Below are 17,066 nucleotides of genomic sequence, written 5' to 3'. Positions count from 1 at the left end.
CTTTTTAAAGACATTGATTTTCAGATGGTTTAGTCTAAGATTAGCTTCTTCACTTCACGGATGGACTCTTCGGGCGAAAGCCGGGATACTTGCTTTTTTGTCAACTATAAAAGAGGGCTTACACTTCCGAAAACTGAATTAGATTCCATGAGTAAAAGAAAACTTACCACCAAATTTGAAGAAGAACCCTTGAACTTTGGGACCGGGATGTGGAACGTTGGATTAACTCCGAACGTGTGCCGGTGTACTCTCCTATTACCGACTTCTTGTATGACTTGCCTCGTTGGGACGGGAAGGACTGCATCCGGGCGCTGGCCCGCTACGTACGTACCTTTCGACGAATCGGCTATAAGCGAACTGAAGCGTTATGCTTCGTTCATAGCGATCAGCAATCACAGTGATTTACTCTCCGATCCTTCGGGAAGCCGCCGCTTCATTTGTATCAATATCACCGGCAGGATCCGTAATGGTGTTGCCATCAACTATCTGCAACCCTATGCGCAGGCAGTGCAGGAACTCCGTGAGGGTGAGTGCTTTTATTTCTCTCCCGAAGAAGAGGCCGTTTTGATGGAGAACAACCAGGAATTTGAGCTGCAAACCCCGGTTGGACACCTCTTTCAACAGTATTTTCGCTCTGCCGATGAGGGGGAAAAGTGCGAAACGCTGCTCGCTGTCGATATTTTGGGGCGCATACAAAAGAAAAGTGGTTTTAAACTGTCGGCTACGAAAATTGTGCATTTGGGCAGGATACTTCGTAAATTGGGAGTGCCTTGCAAGAAAATGAAAAATGGGAATTTCTATTGTGTGGTGGAGTTGTAGGTTTCAGTCCTGTTCATTGCGTTGCGTATTTGGTTACATACCGTTTTAAATTTATTTTTCTTGCGGCGTGCTTTTTCGGGATATACCGAAAGGCACGCCGCAAATCCTCCCACATTCAGCTCCCGCATAGTGGGAAATATGGTATACTGATTTACTCGTCCGGTCGTTGTTTTTAGTTATCGGCTGAACGTATTTGTGCATTATAACTGCATTGATATTTATTCAATCCGTATACAATCCAGTCCGAATAAAGTGCCCGTCGATAATGCATTCTGTCCGGTCAATTCTATCCTTAGGATAAACTTACCATCTATGGGTTTGTGCATTCCGAGGTTTATGGCACCTGTGGCCTCGACTTCCTGGCTGTAACAGTCCAGCTGTTTACCGTTTTCCTGACGATTTACGTAAAACTTTATATTACCGTAGTCGGCTGCTTTGGTACAGAATAGATTCAAACTGTATTCACGGTCCTCAAAACCGGAGAATTCGAATTCGATGTAGTCACCTTTTTTACCGCCATGACACACCAGATGGTCTTTTAAATTCCACTTGCCCGGATGTCCGCTGAGCCTTTGTCTGTCATAACGCAGCCTTTCAGATTTGGAGGTTGGTTGGATTTGGCAGAAGTCGATAGCATTGGCTATGCTACAGACGGGGGACTGGGTGGGGGTGGGTAGCAAACCTGCTTCTATTTCTTCTATACCGGAAGAACCCGCTGCCTGAGAGTTTAAGTCTCCATACCAGAATACAGTCGAGGAATAGTCTACTGTGCCATTTTCCCAACCTAGTAATTCAAAATCGAATTTTAGTTGCTGGTTGAAAGGTATGCCGTCCAAACATCTGACTCTGAAGAAACTGTTATAACCATAAAAGTCCTTCATATCTTGTCGGGGCTGTCCGGCAAATGGAGTCTGGCTTTTAAAGTATCCGTCGAAGCTGTAATAGTCTTCGGTACCTGTCCCGAAATGGGAGGGAAACGCTTCGTGATCTACTGTTATTTTTTCATCGCCTTCTCCATACCACTCTGTCGTATGATTGAAAAGAGACAGCAGGTCTCCTCGATAGACTCCTCTGCCGGAGATAGTGGTGAAATTCCAGTCCATGCATTTTTCATGTTCCATCCAAGTGACAACGGGCAGTCCGCGTTCTTGTTTCCAGGCTGTATGGAAATAGAGGGAACGGTTGTCCCACTTGTAAGGTTGTGATACAATATCGATATGTACATCGGTTTTGTAGGGTGAGAGGTTTAAAACAGAGATCTCACAATTCTGTCGATAGGGCATCAGCCATTTACTGCAAACGATTCCTTTACCATCAGAATAGAAGAAAAAACTCCGGGATGCAAATGCTCCCATACCGGAGCCTGCAAAATCGGATAATGGTGCCCATACGGTTTGCTGTCCGTCGAAGCTTATGGATATGATCAGACTGCGCATCAACCGGGCGAAATCATCTGTTCCGGGTTTCAGATCCGGATCCGTTTTCACGTTGAATTGGAGAAGGCTGATCGCTCTTTTCCCTTTGTGGAGGTTTAGTTGCTGCTTTTCTCCTTTGTTTAATGACAGATTTTGCCGGTGGATCAGTGCACCTTTTCCATAGCGGGCCTGTGGATCAACCCCCTTATCTATATTTCTATACAATGTAGCCGATGTCTTTTCGACCGATTGAGGGATACGTTCTGCAACTTTCCGGGAGAAGGTTTCGACCGGAGTGCCTGTAGGATATTTGCGGTAGTTGAATAGAAAATGTCTGTTTGTCCGTTCGGGAGTGAGTTCCTCCATGGTTACTTTGCAACCGTCGGCATAAGTGACAGGTAGATAAATCAGGCTGCCCCTGATCCATTTATCGTCCGGTTCGATTAATCCTTTCTTGAGTCCTCGTACACCGAACTTCTGGAGATCATAAGAGGGTACCACCCAGCCTGGTTCGTCTTTTCCGTCAAAGTAGAAACGCAAGATTGTATGTATGCTGCCAAAGGTCGTGAGCCATATACGGGTAATGGCGCCGGGACCTTCGTCTTCGAAAAGAACTTTTTCTTTCCGTCCGTCGTGTTCTTCAAGGCGGATAAATCCTTCGCCATCGTCATTGGCAAACCAGCCGGGCCGATCGGGAGAAACGGATCTGCGATCGTAACTGCTCTGCTGCATGCTGCGGTAGGGCAGGGCGGGATAGCGGGTCATTTTGTCGTATGAAGTCATCTCTTCCAAGAGGGTTTCTACGGTGATCGGTGACTTCTTCTGTCCAAATGAACCAATGCATAGAGTGGAAAAGAGCAAGGTGATGCTCAACCTTATCATTCCTGTTGTAAACTTGGGTTTCGGGAACGATAGTAAGGGGCGTTTTGATTTTGTGTTCATGCCATAATTCGATTAATGATTCGTGATGGCAATATTAGGAAAGTATATCGAATGAGACTATAATAAAACGTACTCAATCGTAGTACTGTGGTTACATACAAACCCTGCGGATAATTTTTCTTTGTGTACGAAAATCAATATCTTGATCGGATAAACTAGGTAAAACAAAAATAAGATGAAAGAAAAAGATTTAATCCGTTTTATGGATCGCATGATTGAAGAGCGAAAAGCGGAATATGCATTAGGTACGGCTCACATTTATCAAGCGAGCAGAAATGCCCTTTCTGCTTTTCTGAAAGCACACGACATTCCGTTCAAAAGAGTAAGGCCTGAGTTATTGAAGCAATTCGAACGGTTTCTCAGACGGCGGGGAAACAGCTGGAACACGGTGTCTACTTATATGCGGGTGCTCAGGGCTGTCTATAACCGGGCGGTCGACCGGCGTCTGGCACCTCACGTGCCACATCTGTTCAAAGCTGTATATACCGGTACTCAGGCCGATATCAAACGAGCTTTGAAAGCCGAAGAAATGGGGCAGTTGCTCGACACGAAGTGCACCCGGAAGCAATCGGAACTATTGCAGAAAACTCATCACCTGTTCGTGCTGATGTTTCTTTTAAGGGGGCTTCCTTTTGTCGACTTGGCTTATATACAGAAGAAGGACCTGAATGGGAATATCCTGACCTATCATCGTAGGAAAACCGGACGTCAGATCACCATTACAGTTACTAAAGATGCCATGAATATCATTCGGGAATATATGGATACTACTACAGAGTCTCCCTATTTATTCCCTATTCTGAGTGCAGAGGGAGGAGAGGATACCATCTATCGGGAGTATCAGCAGGCATTGCGCATTTTCAATTATCAACTGACAAAATTGGGAGAACTGTTGGGACTGACTACCGAATTGACTTCATATACAGCCCGCCATACCTGGGCCACTTTAGCCTATTATTTGGAAGTGCACCCGGGTATTATCCGGGAGGCGATGGGGCACTCGTCTATCAAAGTAACAGAGACTTATTTGAAACCATTCAATATAAAGAAACTGGATGAAACAAATTTAAGTATTATCGGTTATGCCAAACGATCTTTTGAGGGTTAAATCGCTGATTTATGTGGAGTTACTTTGTAGGTAACTTTATTGTAAGTGTCCGACAAACATAAACCATTTTTCACAAAAAAGCAAATTAAAAAACATCTTTTTCAAAGACAGAGAGAAAATAATTCATTCATAGACAGATAATAGCTTCTACAGACTTCGGTTTGTTGGGAAGTTATCCAGAGAATTGCATACTTCTCCCTTCCTTGCTTCACACAGAAACAAAGAACTATTCTTTTTTATACCTTATTATAAATAAGGATTCCCTTTTACTGCTATTCCTTTTGGCAAAACGCCATTTGCATCCTTCAATAGTCTGTTTGGGGTTACCTACAAAGTAACTGTAGATAGAGGTATTACATAAGATAGAGGCAAGGCCGTCATCGGCAAGAGAAAACATTGATTTACTTACATAACATTTTTTTTATTAACACTTAAAAACAGAGGTATGAGAAAATGGACTTATCTCGTAGCTGCGCTCTTAGTGGGAGGAGCAACTACAACATTCACCGGATGTATCGATAACGATGAACCGGCGGGAATCGAACAACTTCGCGGAGCGAAAGCGGAATTCATTAAGGCAAAGGCTGCCTTTGAAGACGCACTGACCCAAATCCAATTAGTCAAGGTAGAAAGAGAACAAGTAGCATTGGAGGCTGACAAAGTGGCTTTGGATCTACAAAAGCTAAACTTAGAAAAAGAACAGGCTTCTACCGCTTGGTTGAAAGACTCTCTTCAGGCACGTCAGGACACCTTGGCTGCTTCACTAAAAGAACAACTGCTAGCTATCCAGAAGAAAGAAGCTGATACTAACGCAGATCTTCAAGCGTCATTGGCTGCATTAGAAGTGGCAATGGTTACTGCAAAAGACGAAGCGTTCGGTGAAGCTATCAAGGACGTAAAAGAAGCTTTAGCAGGTATTACAGAAGGAGAATCGCACACTTATGGAGCATTAGATTACCTCAAAAATTCTAATGCCCGCTTGCTAAAAGCCAAAAGTGATTTGTTGGACTTCCTTTCAGATAACAAATACCTGGAAGACAAACTGAATGCAGGTATTGACGAAGCCAAAGCAGCCCTTGCTACTCAAGAAAAGGTATTGGAAGATATGAAGACCTTCGCCGCTACTCCGACCTCAGAATGGAACACGAAACTGGCGGAAATCTCTAAGCAGATTGCCGCAGTCAATGCTGATGTGGTAGCGAAGAGTGAGGCTATCGCTAAGCAAACAGCGGAGATTCAGCCGGTACTTGCCGATATCGAAAGAGAGAACGCCAAGTTGGATACGAAAGATAAAAGCTTCACCATACCGGTGGTAGACGCAGCTTTGCAGAATGATCTGGCCGGATTTGTTCAAGAAAGCAACGTTTTAACATCTGATGAGTTCAACAAAGTGTTCAAACAAGATGGTGCAACGGGCGAATATACGATGATCGCTGATTTAAATCTGTCCGGATTGTCATTAAATAATTATTACGAGGCAACGAGTGTGGTAAGCTATATTCGATATACTTATTCCAGTTCCAGCAGTCAGAATGTTGGTTATATTCAATTATTTAACAATGCTTATAACTCTGTATTCAGCATATACAGAAACAACACTCAGCCTACCGATGCCGAAATAGCTAAAGCCAAAGGTGAGCTGGCCAGAATGGCTATCGATAAAGCAGACAAATATGCGATTTTCCAGAAAGACTCTACAGCATGGATGGATTCTTACCTGGCTTATATGACAGCGTTGACTAATTACAAGAACTATCAGCAGACTACTACTTGGGATGCTATTGCTGCCAAAGTGAATACATATAAAGCATTAGCCCCTGCCGAGCAAACTAAAGACAAAGCCAACGCATTGCTCGCCGACTTGAAAGCCTACGGACAGTTGAGAGACGCTGTGGACGGAGCAACGGGAAAAATATACAACGTAGATAATAAAGAAATCAGACTTTATAATGTCACAATCGTTGACGATAGCGAAACTCCGACAGGCAATCAAGTGACACTTAGTAACTTTAATTCAACTATTCAGAGTAATGCTGCTTGGATATTAGGTAGCCAGCAGTTAGCAACTTCTTTCTATAACAGTACTCTCTCAGATTTTGATGGAGCTATCCAACGTTTGATTCTTGCTTCCAATACCTTATTTGGAAAAGGTGGTCAGTTAACCGATATTATTGAACCGAAGAAAGTAGGTGACAAATACTACCTTCCGGAAGACGTAGAAGCCGGAAACCATACTTGCAGCTATTATCTATATACAACAGCTATGAAGGATGTGGCCATCTTTACCAATATCGAGAAATGGATTGCTTTAGACAACAGCCTGACAGCTGATCTGGAGAAATTCGATGATGCCAAGAAAACGATAGCAGACAATGTAGCCACACTGCAAGCCGGTATCGCCGACAAGCAAGATGCTATTTGGAAAGCTGAATTGGAACGGCAATTGCTTGATTGCAATCAGAGTCTGAGCTCTGGCAATCCTTATTCTGTCAGCAATCCTTCTGCTTGCCAAATTCAGGCATTAAACAGTTTAATGACAACAATCAAGAATGCGATCACTAATGGTGGACAGGTTACTTATGTAACTTACGATCCGGTGAATCATAAATTTGAAAGAGTCGAAGGTACTATTGAGAAATTGATTTCCGACCAGGAAAGCAAGATCGCGACAGCTAAAGATGCCGTTGCTACCGCTGAAGGAAAACTTGAAGCTTACCAGACTTTGGGTAAAGACGATAAGAGCAGATTCGAGTCTGATTTACAAGTTGCTATTACGAATGCAGAACAGGAAGTTGCTTTCATACAGGCTGAGGTTGATCGCCTGAACGCTACACTGAAGAAACTTTTGGATGCTTATGCAGCTGAATAATAAAAAACTCTAAAGAAAAATAGTATGATAAAGAAACTATGCATAATCCTTCTGTCTGTATGTACTGTTGCGCCACTCTCGGCGCAGCAATACAGCAGCAGCGATGATGCGTCGTTTGCTCCTAAAAAAGGTCAGTGGCAGGTTTCCATGGTATTCGGTAGTTCGCAGATGTTCAACAACAGTACGGAAGACTATCTGCTGCCCAGATACTGGGATGGGAAGAGTGCCTTGGCACCGAACATAGGAATAGGAAACGGAAGCGGACACCAGTCGGCAGATCCGGCCTACTACCTCACTTTAGGAGATTTGAATAATAACAGTTTGGTTAATATCATAGGTGTTCAGGGAAAGTATTTTCTGACTGACCGTTGGGACATCAACCTGATGTTCAGCATGAATATTGGTGTTACGCCCAAGAAAGATTATATTGAGGGAGACAGAACCGTTCAAGATATGCAAATTCCGGCAAAACAATATCTGGAAGGAAAAATCAAGAACAATTGGTCGATCAATATTGGATCAAACTATTATTTCAATACAAAGAACGAACGTATCAATCTGTACGTAGGTGGGCTTTTAGGTTGGCAAATGGGACGAATCCAGACAACAACTCCTTATACGGGAATTATGGTCGAGGATCCGGACATGAGTACAGACGATGCTGACGCGCCCGGAGGAACTGACTTGAACCCGAGTGAAAACCCGAACTCGCAGGACAATGCGGCGGTAGTCGATGGCAGCGATGTCAACGGCACTCCGTTAGAAGTCTATATCCCTAACACCCGGACCGGGCAGATATTCGGACTGCGCGCAGCCTCTGTAGCGGGTATCGAATACAGCCTTGGTAAGGGACTGATTTTGGGATTTGAAGTTCAGCCGGTAGCTTACCGCTACGATATGATTCAGATATGCCCCAAAGGCATGTCGGCCTACAAGGTGGGGCATCACAACATCAACTTGTTTGCGTTGCCCAACCTGAAACTCGGATTTAGATTTTAAATAAGTCCAGAATATTGCGAAAAGATCACCCCGTTCTGCCCTCGGGTACGTATGGGGTGATTTTTTATAACTTATAGGATGATAAAGAAGATGAAAAGGAATTTGACAGGGGTCTTACTGATGGGCCTCATCATGGGAGCCTGTAATCATACGCCTAAAGAGGGGGCCTACCACCTCAGAGGGGTGGTGACTAACGAGAAATTGGAAGGCAGGACGATTTATTTGCGGGACGCTATAGAAGGTGTGGTGAGATATGACAGCACTACAGTCAGTGAAGGACGCTTTGTGTTCAATGGAAAAGTGACTGCCCCGCAAGTGAGGGAGCTCTTTATTCAGGAGACTGACAGTGACCGCTTTCCCGTTACTCTGCCCGTGGTTTTGGAACCGGGAGAGATCAACGCAAAAATAGGAGATATCGTACTGGTGGAAGGAACCGGACTGAACGAGGAGATGATGCAAACCTTGATGGCTCTCGACGAATTCAGAGGGCGGGACTTTACCGGGAAAGAGATAAATGAAATTAAAGAGGCTTTCGGCGGATTCGTGCTGGAACAGATTGTGAAACATGCCGGCAGTCCCGTAGGAAACTATCTGTACGAAGCCTATCAGAACAAACTAAGCGAAAATCAACAGACCGAGGCACGGAAAACGCTCGGCATCGGTTAGAAAAACATACCGGAACACATGCAGGCGGGAGTTTTACCTAGTGCTTCTGCCTGCCCGGTACTTTTAGTGTTACGCCGGAAGGCTCCGTGAGGAGGTTTCCGGTTTTTTGGTATTTCCGGCATGAATGTACGCTAAAAGAGCGATCAGTCTGATCTCCAATCGGGTGGAGTCCGGATGCCGGTGAAGCCAGTCTGATGGTTATTCCAGTGTCGGTATATCTATTGTTTCGTTCTCTTCTTGCCAGTTATCGATGGTGAATCCCCCGGAAGTTTCTTCCGAGAAGATATCACCCAAGGTTAATGTCAGAGTCAACTTGTTATTAGCTTTTAACGGAGCATTGAGTGGTTGCTGGTAGACTTTGGTATTTCCGTTTTTAAGCTTGATGATCAGCTTGAACATTGGTTTGGCGGATGATGGAAAAAGCATGACCGTGGCATTGCTCATCTGTGTACCGTCTGCCGACAGTACAAGCGGGAAAGATACTGTTTTGGTTTGGTTGACCGGAGCGGCTGTATACATGTTCAGCTTCTCGGCAATGCCTCCTACATGTACTTCCATGCCGGCAATACTGGAACTTAGGATACCGTTGTTTTTGTTTTTGACGATTACTTTCAGACCGGCAACAACACGCTGCATGGCTGCACTCAGTTCTTCCGTGCCGATATGTGCCGGTTTCACTGTATACACTAAGTCGAATACCGGATAATAGGTCGTATCCGCCGAAACTTTCCGGAGCCCGAAATACTGTTGTGAAAGGTCTCCTCCGATAGTGATTTGGGGGTCGACGACGACCGGGTTGCTGTAAATCGGCTCTTCATATTTCGGGGTACCCCAGTATATCATGTTGTAAGTGCCCACCGGGAGAGATATTTCCCTGTTCTTATCTCCATAGATCTCTCCGTTCTGGAGGTAATACATTCCCGGAAAGGAGGTCAGTTTGCCTTCGATATAATTGCCGTAATAAATGGCACCTCCTGCCTGGCAAGGGTAGGCTTCCAATACACCCGTCATCGGACTCTGTGTATCGGATAGGGTAACGCTCAAATCGGGGGTGACCAAACTTCCATTATCCTCCTTACAGGTTGTGCATGAATCATCATCCGAGCAACTGTAAAATATAAAGGTACTCAAAAGGGTCAGTAACATTAACTTCTTCATAAATCTCCAGGTTTAGGTTTTTAATTACTTGCATATAACACTTTACTTCTCAAATGGTTTTATATATCTTTGTGCGTTGAACGCGATATATTTCAATTTATTATGAACGGATTTTTTCTTTTGAAACGTCCTTTTATCTGGTTGGCCCGCTTTCGCCACCGTTGTGGATATGGGGTTCATTCACCATTTGCTTTCGACTTGATAACCAACGTCATTTATGAGCGTACCCCTTACTATGCCTACAGTTCGTTGGAAGCCGAACAGAAAAAAATGTCGGCAAACTCCGGTAGGAAATGGAAGCATGAATCGAAGAAGGTGAACCGGTTGCTGTTTCGGCTGGTTAACTATATTCAGCCCGATACGATTGTGGATGCCGGAACATTATCGGCATCGTCTTTGTATTTGCAGGCCGGACATGCTAAAGCCGATTATGTGGGTGCTTCCGATTTGTCGGAGCTCTTTCTGGAGAAAGATACGCCTGTCGATTTTTTGTATTTGCACCATTATCGGAATGAGGAGTTTGTGGAGCAGGTGTTTGACCTTTGTGCATCGAGAACCACCGGACGAGGACTCTTTGTTATTGAGGGCATCCGCTATACGAAGAAGATGAAAGCACTCTGGAAAAAGATACAGCAGGACGACCGGACAGGCATTACATTCGATTTGTATGATTTGGGAATTGTCTTTTTCGACCGTACCAAGATAAAACAGCACTATCTCGTCAACTTCTGAATCCTTTGATGTGTTAACCTTTACAGAAATAATAAACATACTATCATTATGAAAAAGAGTCTTGTATATACAAAAACGGGTGATAAGGGAACGACCGGCCTGATAGGCGGGACACGTGTTCCGAAAACCCATATCCGTCTGGAAGCGTATGGAACGGTCGATGAACTGAATTCGAATCTGGGCTTGCTGGCAACTTATTTGATGGACGAGCATGATTTGAATTTTGTGCAGTCCGTGCAGGATAAATTGTTTGCCATCGGGTCGCATCTGGCCACTGATCAGGAGAAGGTGCAATTGAATGATGTCAGTATTATTACTCCCGCTGAGGTGGAAGCCATTGAGCGCGAAATCGATGCCGCCGACGAAATTCTTCCACCTTTACATTCTTTTATTATTCCGGGAGGGAGTCGTGGCTCTGCGGTTTGCCACGTTTGCCGTACCGTTTGCCGGAGGGCCGAACGCCGGATTCTTGCATTATCCGAAAGCTGTACAATCTCAGCCGATTTACTGGCCTATATCAACCGTTTATCGGATTATTTATTTGTCTTGTCCCGTAAAATGAATTTTAATGAAGGAAAAGACGAAATATTTTGGAATAATAGTTGCAAGTGAAATATTTTATTATACTTTTGCCGAAAAATAGAGAGTAGGATTAATATTCACATTTTAAATACGAAAGCTTATGTATTGGACATTGGAATTAGCATCTAAACTGGAAGATGCTCCTTGGCCGGCAACTAAGGATGAACTGATTGATTATGCCATGCGGTCGGGTGCTCCTCTTGAAGTGATTGAAAACCTTCAGGAAATGGAAGATGAAGGCGAAATCTATGAAAGCATAGAAGATATTTGGCCGGATTACCCCAGTAAAGAGGACTTCTTCTTTAACGAGGAAGAGTATTAATAGTCTTCGAATAGTCTAAACAATTAAATATCAGCGCGACAGATAAAGGTAATTTGTTTGTCGCGCTGGTGTTTAAGGGTGCTTGGTGGTGTAGTTTGTTTGTCTAAATTGCGGTTTTTCTTCTCAAAAATGTAGTTTGTTTGTCTAAAATTCCATACCTTTGTTTCTCCTCAGGAATATTGCTAAAAGGAGGATGATATATGGGAAGACCGAAAAGACTATATCCGTTGGGCAAATATCGACTTCGCACACCAAAGGAGGTTGATAAAGATAAAGCCTATCCTGTCGAGTTGGAATATACTTGGAACAGGCAGATAATCCGTAAGACTACAAATGTCTTTGTCAAGGTTGCAGACTGGAATCAGAACGGCAATCAGGGACGGGGTGAAATCCGTGCAAGCTATGGTGGGGAGTTCAAACGGCTGAACCAACTTCTGCTTGCACGTGTTGAACGTATAGATTCGCAACTTGCCGAGTATCACGAAAAGCATCCGAACCAAATTACAGCGGATGTCGTTTCCGGTCTTCTTGCAGACAAGCCTTTGGCACGTCGTGATCAGGGAAAAGATTTTGTGGATTTCACATTGGAACGCCTTTCTTCGGATTATTCGAGAAACAGAATCGGTAGAAGCCGATACGAGAACGGAAAGAGTTGCATGAATATTTTCCAGACTTTTTTACGGGCGACCAAACAAGGCACATATCGGTCGGACGCAATATATGTTGGCGATATGATTCCGGAACTATTGGACAGTTATATCGTTTGGCGCAAGGAAATCAAACAGAATAGCGATGCGACAATCAATCATGCCTTGACACCGATATTGAAGGCGTGTGCATACGCAAGTGAAATGAGCATGATAGATCCTGCTGTGAATGCAAGGATTCAGGATATGCGTATCGTTACAAAAGTTTCACTTTCAGAGGAAGAAGTTGAGTTTGACGGAAAGAGCCTGGCCAAAGAACAGGTCTCTGCTCTTTTAGAATATTACAAGACCTGTCAGGAACCACGTAGAAAGGAATTTTTGGAAATGTTTTTCTTTGCGTTTCATGCTTGCGGACTTCGTGTGGTGGATGTGATGACCCTGCAATGGAAGCATATCGATTTTGCCCGGAAAGAGTTACGGAAGATTATGATAAAGACAAACAAACGTCATGTGATCCCTCTGACTGAACCTGCATTGCGCATATTGCAACAATGGCAGGAAAAACGTGCAGGATGCCGGTATGTATTTGACCTTGTGAAGGAAACTTTGGATCTGGATGATGCGGAGGCACTTTATAAGGCACGTAATAATGCGACTAAATGTATCAATCAGTCATTGGCGGTCGTGGGAGAGCAGATTGGGCTACCTTTCAGTCTTTCAATGCATGCGGCCAGACATTCGTTTGCGGTTTTTGCCCTAAATAAGGGATTGTCCATGTCTGTAGTCAGCCGATTGCTCGGTCATGGAAGTACGGATGTAACAGAGAAAGTCTATGCTCGTTTCTTGCCGGAAACCTTGTCTGCAGAAGTAGCCCGACTGAAAGACGAGTTAACTCCGCTTGAAATAATCTGATTTTAGAATGGTATTGAGATAATTAGTTTTTGTTTCTATTTTCTATGTAATTGAAATATTTATGCTACAAATAATATTCTTGGTTATAGGTCTTTTTATTATCGTTCTTGCATTGTCCTTTGCTTTCAAAAGATATGCAAGGCTGATTCTGTGGTCAAGTGCAATCACCTTGTTTGCTGGTACACTATTGCTTGTCGGAATCGGTGTGATAAATCCGATTGATGGAGACAATACTGGCTCTACAACGTTTTGGGGTACTATCATAACATTGATTTCAGGTGCAGCTCTCGCCTTTTGTGCTGAAATGCTGAAAGAGGGAAATAAGGGAAAAACAAAGGTGCAAAATGGCAATTCCTCTGTTTCAGGGAAGCAGACGGCAGATAACGAGGAAACTGTTGTTTTGATTGGGATGTTGCATACTGAACTGGCTATAAAAGTTTTCGCCAAAGCGATAGAGGCTGGTTATATAGGCGAAAAAGGTTCCCATTATAAGTGGAATGATTCCAAAGTTCTGTTGGCATATATGTGTGGGCGGATATATTGTGGAGACAAGCCTGAATATTCCGAAATGGATGAGAAATCATACTGGAAATTTGGCAGAATGGGAGTCTTCCCCGATACAGAACTGAGCAACTTGTTTGAAATGCCTGATTTGGGGCAATCTCGGTCGAATAGGAAAGACCTTGCCGTTCCTGCAAAATCCAAGGAAATCGATAAGTTTTTTGAGTAGCTGTCTGGCTACTCTTTTTGTTTATAATCAATGCTTTAATCTCCAACTCTAATATTATCTAATACAATCCTAACTTCAGTCTAATTCATTAGCCTAATTTACACTAACTTCTTAAGTATTAAGAACTTTTTACCTTCGCTGCCGTTATGGCCGATGTGCACAGTCGTGCCATAACATAAACCCGGCTTACAGTCCGAGTGTGCATTAGGAAGGAAGCCATAATACGAAAACTATGGCTAAAAAATTAGATGGAGATAAAAATCTATGTGAACGGGAACTCCTTGAGAAGATTCTCGGCATAGTGGAGAAACAGTTGCAATTACCACTTCCAAGTGAGGCAGGTGGGTACTGTCTCTATGACAACAAGTCTTTGATGGAGAAATTGCACATCAAAGAGAAGTATCTGAAAAAGTTGCGTGACAACGGTTATCTCGGTTATTCGCGCGAAGGTGACAAATACTGGTATACACAGGAAGACGTAGACCGTTTTCTGCGCCGATTCCATTATGACGCTTTTGCTATTGGTGATGAACTGCCTAAACAGGAAGGAGGTGGCTATGTTTGATAATCTGCATTTGACCAATATGCTTCGCTCGGAAGTTGAAAGCGTTCCGGAGACAGGTCTTCCGTTGGATGCATTTCCAGACAAGATACAAGAGATTATACTAAATCTTGCCAGATACGAGAATTTCAATGTGGAATATACAGTTTCGATTATCCTTTCTGCCGTTGCTACTGCGGTAGGTAATTCTTGTCATATCCGCATAAAAGGAGAATGGAAGACCTGTCCGTCCATTTATATGATGTTGGTTGGTCGTCCTGGTCTTGGAAAGACACCTCCTCTTGGTTTTATATATAAACCGATTAATGAGTATGATGACCGGCTGCATGAAAAATATGAATTGGAATGTGACGAATATGAAAGAGCCATGTCTGTCGGCAAGCACGGGAATGACGGGGAAGGGCAGTTGCTCAAAAAACCGAATTTTGTAACGACGGTTATTTATGACTCCACTCCGGAGGCGATGATGAATATTCATCAGCATAATCAACGTGGGATAACATTGGTAGTCGATGAAATTCTGGCTTTATTCAATTCGGTCAAAAGGTACAATAGTAAGAATAATCTCATTGAAGATTTGCTGACAGCGTATAGCGGACAGCCGTTAAAGGTTATCCGCAAGTCCGAATCACGTCCTGTTCTAATCAAGAATCCGTGTGTAAATGTCATCGGTTCAGTACAGACGAATATGCTGCAGGAAGTCTTCCGCGCAGAATTTCTTGCCAACGGATTGCTTGACCGTTTTCTGTTTGTCTATCCCAAAAACAGGAAGATATCCGGATGGAGACGGGAAGAAAGGAATACAGTCCGCCCTGACGTCATGAATCAATGGAGGACAATAATCAATAGAATTTTAAGCATCCCTTGTATCCTTGATGACAAGGGCACAACGGTAAATCCCCGTATCCTTACAATGTCTGACGATGCGGAAGAATACTTTTATGAATGGTACAATGGAATTATCGATGCTGTAAATGCCATTGAGGATGATGCGAATGTTGAAAGCCGGAAGATGAAACTCAACGGCCATGTAGCACGTCTTGCCCTGTTGTTTCAGGTAATGAAATGGGCTACTGATAGTGGAGATATGCAATATATTGAGTGGGATTCCGTAGAATCGGCAATCCGTATGATTGATTATTATGAGGAAACATACAGGAGGATCCAGGAAACCATTGTCATAAACAGTATCGGCGAAACGAAGGAAGTCTGGCTTTCCCTATTGGGAGATAGGTTTACTTCCGGGGATGCTGTTATTGCTGGTAGAAAAGTCGATATGTCCAGACGTACCGTCTATTATGCGCTTGACCAATTGTGTCGACTTCAGCACCCTCTAATAGAAAAACTTCAGCATGGAGTCTATCGCAAACTTATGACAGAAAACACTGATGCACCTTGCACTATTGCACTTTCGTCTTACCAAGATACCAAGCAAATTTCTCAAAGTGCAAAAGTGCAGAGTGCAACCACACTAAAATCAGAGGACCATGAGTGAATACAGATTCCATTTACAGAAATACCGACCTGGAAGCAAGACTACTTGTCCGAGCTGTGGTAAAAGCCGGTGTTTTGTCAGGTATATTGATGAACAGGGCAACATTTGCTTTCCCGAAAATGTCGGTAAGTGTGATCGTGAAAACAGTTGTGGCTACCACTATACACCTAAAGAATACTTCAAGGATAATCCTGATGTGTTGGAAATGGATGAGGGAAACGGCAAGTCGCTCCTTTCTGCCCCTTATAAGCAGGCAGATAAAACTCCGTCTTGTATTGTTCCTTCGTATATTCCATCATCTTATGTGTTAAGGAGTCTGTCGCATTATTCAATCAACCCTTTATATCAGTATTTCTGTCATGTATTTGGTGAAGATGAGACAACCAGATTGTTTGAAATGTATCGCATAGGGACATCTTCAAAATGGGGAGGCGCAGCGGTTTTCTGGCAGATAGATATAAATGGGCAGGTAAGAACCGGAAAGGTAATGTGCTATAATGCAGAGACAGGGCATCGGGTTAAAGGGCCTCAGGCTTTTGTCAGCTGGGCGCATTCTGAGTTGAAGTTGCATGATTTCCGTTTGAAGCAGTGTCTGTTTGGAGAACATCTTCTGAAAAATTCATCGTCTCCGGTAATGCTGGTGGAAAGTGAAAAGACCGCTGTTGTAATGAGCCATTTTATCCCCGATTATATATGGCTGGCAACAGGTGGAAAGAACGGTTGTTTCAACAGTGAAGCTATGCAGGTTCTCAAAGGCAGGGAGGTTACTCTCATCCCTGATTTAGGAGCAACCGAACAATGGAACGCGAAGTCCGCTTTATTATCTGGCATTTGTAAAAAGGTTACTGTCTCTGACATTCTAGAACGTACAGCGACTGAAGAACAACGCAGTCAAGGGTTGGACATTGCAGATTTCTTTCTCTTTTCACCGTCCAAACGTCAAATACTTCAACTGATGATACAGCGTAACCCTGCTTTGCAGTTGCTCATTGACGGACTGGATCTGGCATTGGTGGAGTAATCCGAAGTCTTACTTCGGGAATTTATAAGAAAGTCCATAACATAATAAGGACTTTTTGCCTGACAGCAATAAAGTTCCTCCGGCATC

15 protein-coding genes are annotated in these 17,066 nt (G+C 43.5%); 13 read left to right on the top strand and 2 right to left on the bottom strand.

What is annotated here, in order from left to right; all coding sequences use genetic code 11:
* Nucleotides 1–147: 147 nt before the first annotated feature.
* Entirely contained in the window at nt 148–819 is a 672-nt protein-coding gene (locus BF9343_RS19885) for a DUF3874 domain-containing protein (RefSeq protein ID WP_010993695.1), read from the top strand.
* Between the two features lie 218 nt (nt 820–1,037).
* Here the strand turns inward: BF9343_RS19885 and BF9343_RS19880 are convergent, their stop codons facing one another.
* Nucleotides 1,038–3,176, bottom strand: a complete 2,139-nt coding sequence (locus BF9343_RS19880; protein WP_010993694.1) for a glycoside hydrolase family 172 protein — start codon at nt 3,174–3,176, stop codon at nt 1,038–1,040.
* A gap of 175 nt (nt 3,177–3,351) precedes the next feature.
* Here BF9343_RS19880 and BF9343_RS19875 point away from each other — a divergent pair, with 175 nt between their 5' ends.
* From BF9343_RS19875 to BF9343_RS19860, 4 genes are all read left to right on the top strand, one after another.
* A complete protein-coding gene (locus BF9343_RS19875) occupies nt 3,352–4,284 on the top strand; it encodes a Tsr26 family tyrosine-type DNA invertase (protein WP_005797599.1) in 933 nt (310 codons plus the stop codon).
* A gap of 445 nt (nt 4,285–4,729) precedes the next feature.
* The gene (locus BF9343_RS19870; protein ID WP_010993693.1) at nt 4,730–7,153 is read left to right on the top strand and encodes a coiled-coil domain-containing protein; all 2,424 of its coding nucleotides are present in this window, start codon (nt 4,730–4,732) and stop codon (nt 7,151–7,153) included.
* 24 nt (nt 7,154–7,177) lie between these two features.
* Nucleotides 7,178–8,152 carry a BT1926 family outer membrane beta-barrel protein gene (locus BF9343_RS19865; protein WP_008661453.1) on the top strand — a complete coding sequence of 325 codons (975 nt, stop codon included), beginning with the start codon at nt 7,178–7,180 and terminating at the stop codon, nt 8,150–8,152.
* A 90-nt stretch (nt 8,153–8,242) separates the two neighbouring features.
* Nucleotides 8,243–8,818 (top strand): DUF4369 domain-containing protein, encoded by a 576-nt coding sequence (locus tag BF9343_RS19860; RefSeq protein ID WP_010993692.1) that lies wholly within the window; start codon nt 8,243–8,245, stop codon nt 8,816–8,818.
* A gap of 198 nt (nt 8,819–9,016) precedes the next feature.
* Here the strand turns inward: BF9343_RS19860 and BF9343_RS19855 are convergent, their stop codons facing one another.
* The gene (locus BF9343_RS19855) at nt 9,017–9,976 is read right to left on the bottom strand and encodes a FimB/Mfa2 family fimbrial subunit (RefSeq protein ID WP_041926275.1); all 960 of its coding nucleotides are present in this window, start codon (nt 9,974–9,976) and stop codon (nt 9,017–9,019) included.
* A 102-nt stretch (nt 9,977–10,078) separates the two neighbouring features.
* On the opposite strand from BF9343_RS19855, the gene BF9343_RS19850 reads away from it, so the two are divergent.
* The 8 genes from BF9343_RS19850 to BF9343_RS19815 all read left to right on the top strand — a co-directional run bounded on the left by BF9343_RS19850 (nt 10,079) and on the right by BF9343_RS19815 (nt 16,979).
* Nucleotides 10,079–10,708, top strand: coding sequence for a hypothetical protein (locus BF9343_RS19850; protein ID WP_008770196.1), 630 nt, complete (start codon nt 10,079–10,081; stop codon nt 10,706–10,708).
* 48 nt (nt 10,709–10,756) lie between these two features.
* Nucleotides 10,757–11,320, top strand: coding sequence for a cob(I)yrinic acid a,c-diamide adenosyltransferase (locus BF9343_RS19845; protein WP_005791480.1), 564 nt, complete (start codon nt 10,757–10,759; stop codon nt 11,318–11,320).
* 70 nt (nt 11,321–11,390) lie between these two features.
* Complete coding sequence (locus BF9343_RS19840; protein WP_002558131.1) at nt 11,391–11,612, top strand: DUF2795 domain-containing protein; 222 nt, start codon at nt 11,391–11,393, stop codon at nt 11,610–11,612.
* 200 nt (nt 11,613–11,812) lie between these two features.
* The gene (locus tag BF9343_RS19835; RefSeq protein ID WP_005822203.1) at nt 11,813–13,171 is read left to right on the top strand and encodes a tyrosine-type recombinase/integrase; all 1,359 of its coding nucleotides are present in this window, start codon (nt 11,813–11,815) and stop codon (nt 13,169–13,171) included.
* A 61-nt stretch (nt 13,172–13,232) separates the two neighbouring features.
* Nucleotides 13,233–13,901 carry a hypothetical protein gene (locus BF9343_RS19830; protein WP_005811504.1) on the top strand — a complete coding sequence of 223 codons (669 nt, stop codon included), beginning with the start codon at nt 13,233–13,235 and terminating at the stop codon, nt 13,899–13,901.
* Between the two features lie 232 nt (nt 13,902–14,133).
* The gene (locus BF9343_RS19825; RefSeq protein WP_010993690.1) at nt 14,134–14,466 is read left to right on the top strand and encodes a MerR family transcriptional regulator; all 333 of its coding nucleotides are present in this window, start codon (nt 14,134–14,136) and stop codon (nt 14,464–14,466) included.
* The gene (locus tag BF9343_RS19820) at nt 14,459–15,958 is read left to right on the top strand and encodes a DUF3987 domain-containing protein (protein WP_011203629.1); all 1,500 of its coding nucleotides are present in this window, start codon (nt 14,459–14,461) and stop codon (nt 15,956–15,958) included. Before BF9343_RS19825 ends, BF9343_RS19820 begins: the two co-directional genes overlap by 8 nt.
* On the top strand, nt 15,951–16,979 hold the full coding sequence (locus BF9343_RS19815) for a DUF6371 domain-containing protein (protein ID WP_005822199.1): 1,029 nt from the start codon (nt 15,951–15,953) through the stop codon (nt 16,977–16,979). The genes BF9343_RS19820 and BF9343_RS19815 overlap by 8 nt, the downstream gene beginning before the upstream one ends.
* Nucleotides 16,980–17,066: the final 87 nt, after the last annotated feature.

The sequence above is a fragment of the Bacteroides fragilis NCTC 9343 genome (assembly GCF_000025985.1).
Classification (GTDB): Bacteria; Bacteroidota; Bacteroidia; order Bacteroidales; family Bacteroidaceae; genus Bacteroides; species Bacteroides fragilis.
This window is presented reverse-complemented; position numbering and strand designations above follow the sequence as displayed.

Bases quoted from the DNA above. Each gene is read 5' to 3' on its own strand.
- BF9343_RS19830 (WP_005811504.1), top strand. From the start codon at position 13,233: ATGCTACAAATAATATTCTTGGTTATAGGTCTTTTTATTATCGTTCTT.
- BF9343_RS19880 (WP_010993694.1), bottom strand. From the start codon at position 3,176: ATGAACACAAAATCAAAACGCCCCTTACTATCGTTCCCGAAACCCAAG.
- BF9343_RS19815 (WP_005822199.1), top strand. From the start codon at position 15,951: ATGAGTGAATACAGATTCCATTTACAGAAATACCGACCTGGAAGCAAG.
- BF9343_RS19875 (WP_005797599.1), top strand. From the start codon at position 3,352: ATGAAAGAAAAAGATTTAATCCGTTTTATGGATCGCATGATTGAAGAG.
- BF9343_RS19820 (WP_011203629.1), top strand. From the start codon at position 14,459: ATGTTTGATAATCTGCATTTGACCAATATGCTTCGCTCGGAAGTTGAA.
- BF9343_RS19850 (WP_008770196.1), top strand. From the start codon at position 10,079: ATGAACGGATTTTTTCTTTTGAAACGTCCTTTTATCTGGTTGGCCCGC.
- BF9343_RS19840 (WP_002558131.1), top strand. From the start codon at position 11,391: ATGTATTGGACATTGGAATTAGCATCTAAACTGGAAGATGCTCCTTGG.
- BF9343_RS19855 (WP_041926275.1), bottom strand. From the start codon at position 9,976: ATGAAGAAGTTAATGTTACTGACCCTTTTGAGTACCTTTATATTTTAC.
- BF9343_RS19885 (WP_010993695.1), top strand. From the start codon at position 148: ATGAGTAAAAGAAAACTTACCACCAAATTTGAAGAAGAACCCTTGAAC.
- BF9343_RS19835 (WP_005822203.1), top strand. From the start codon at position 11,813: ATGGGAAGACCGAAAAGACTATATCCGTTGGGCAAATATCGACTTCGC.
- BF9343_RS19860 (WP_010993692.1), top strand. From the start codon at position 8,243: ATGAAAAGGAATTTGACAGGGGTCTTACTGATGGGCCTCATCATGGGA.
- BF9343_RS19825 (WP_010993690.1), top strand. From the start codon at position 14,134: ATGGCTAAAAAATTAGATGGAGATAAAAATCTATGTGAACGGGAACTC.
- BF9343_RS19865 (WP_008661453.1), top strand. From the start codon at position 7,178: ATGATAAAGAAACTATGCATAATCCTTCTGTCTGTATGTACTGTTGCG.
- BF9343_RS19845 (WP_005791480.1), top strand. From the start codon at position 10,757: ATGAAAAAGAGTCTTGTATATACAAAAACGGGTGATAAGGGAACGACC.
- BF9343_RS19870 (WP_010993693.1), top strand. From the start codon at position 4,730: ATGAGAAAATGGACTTATCTCGTAGCTGCGCTCTTAGTGGGAGGAGCA.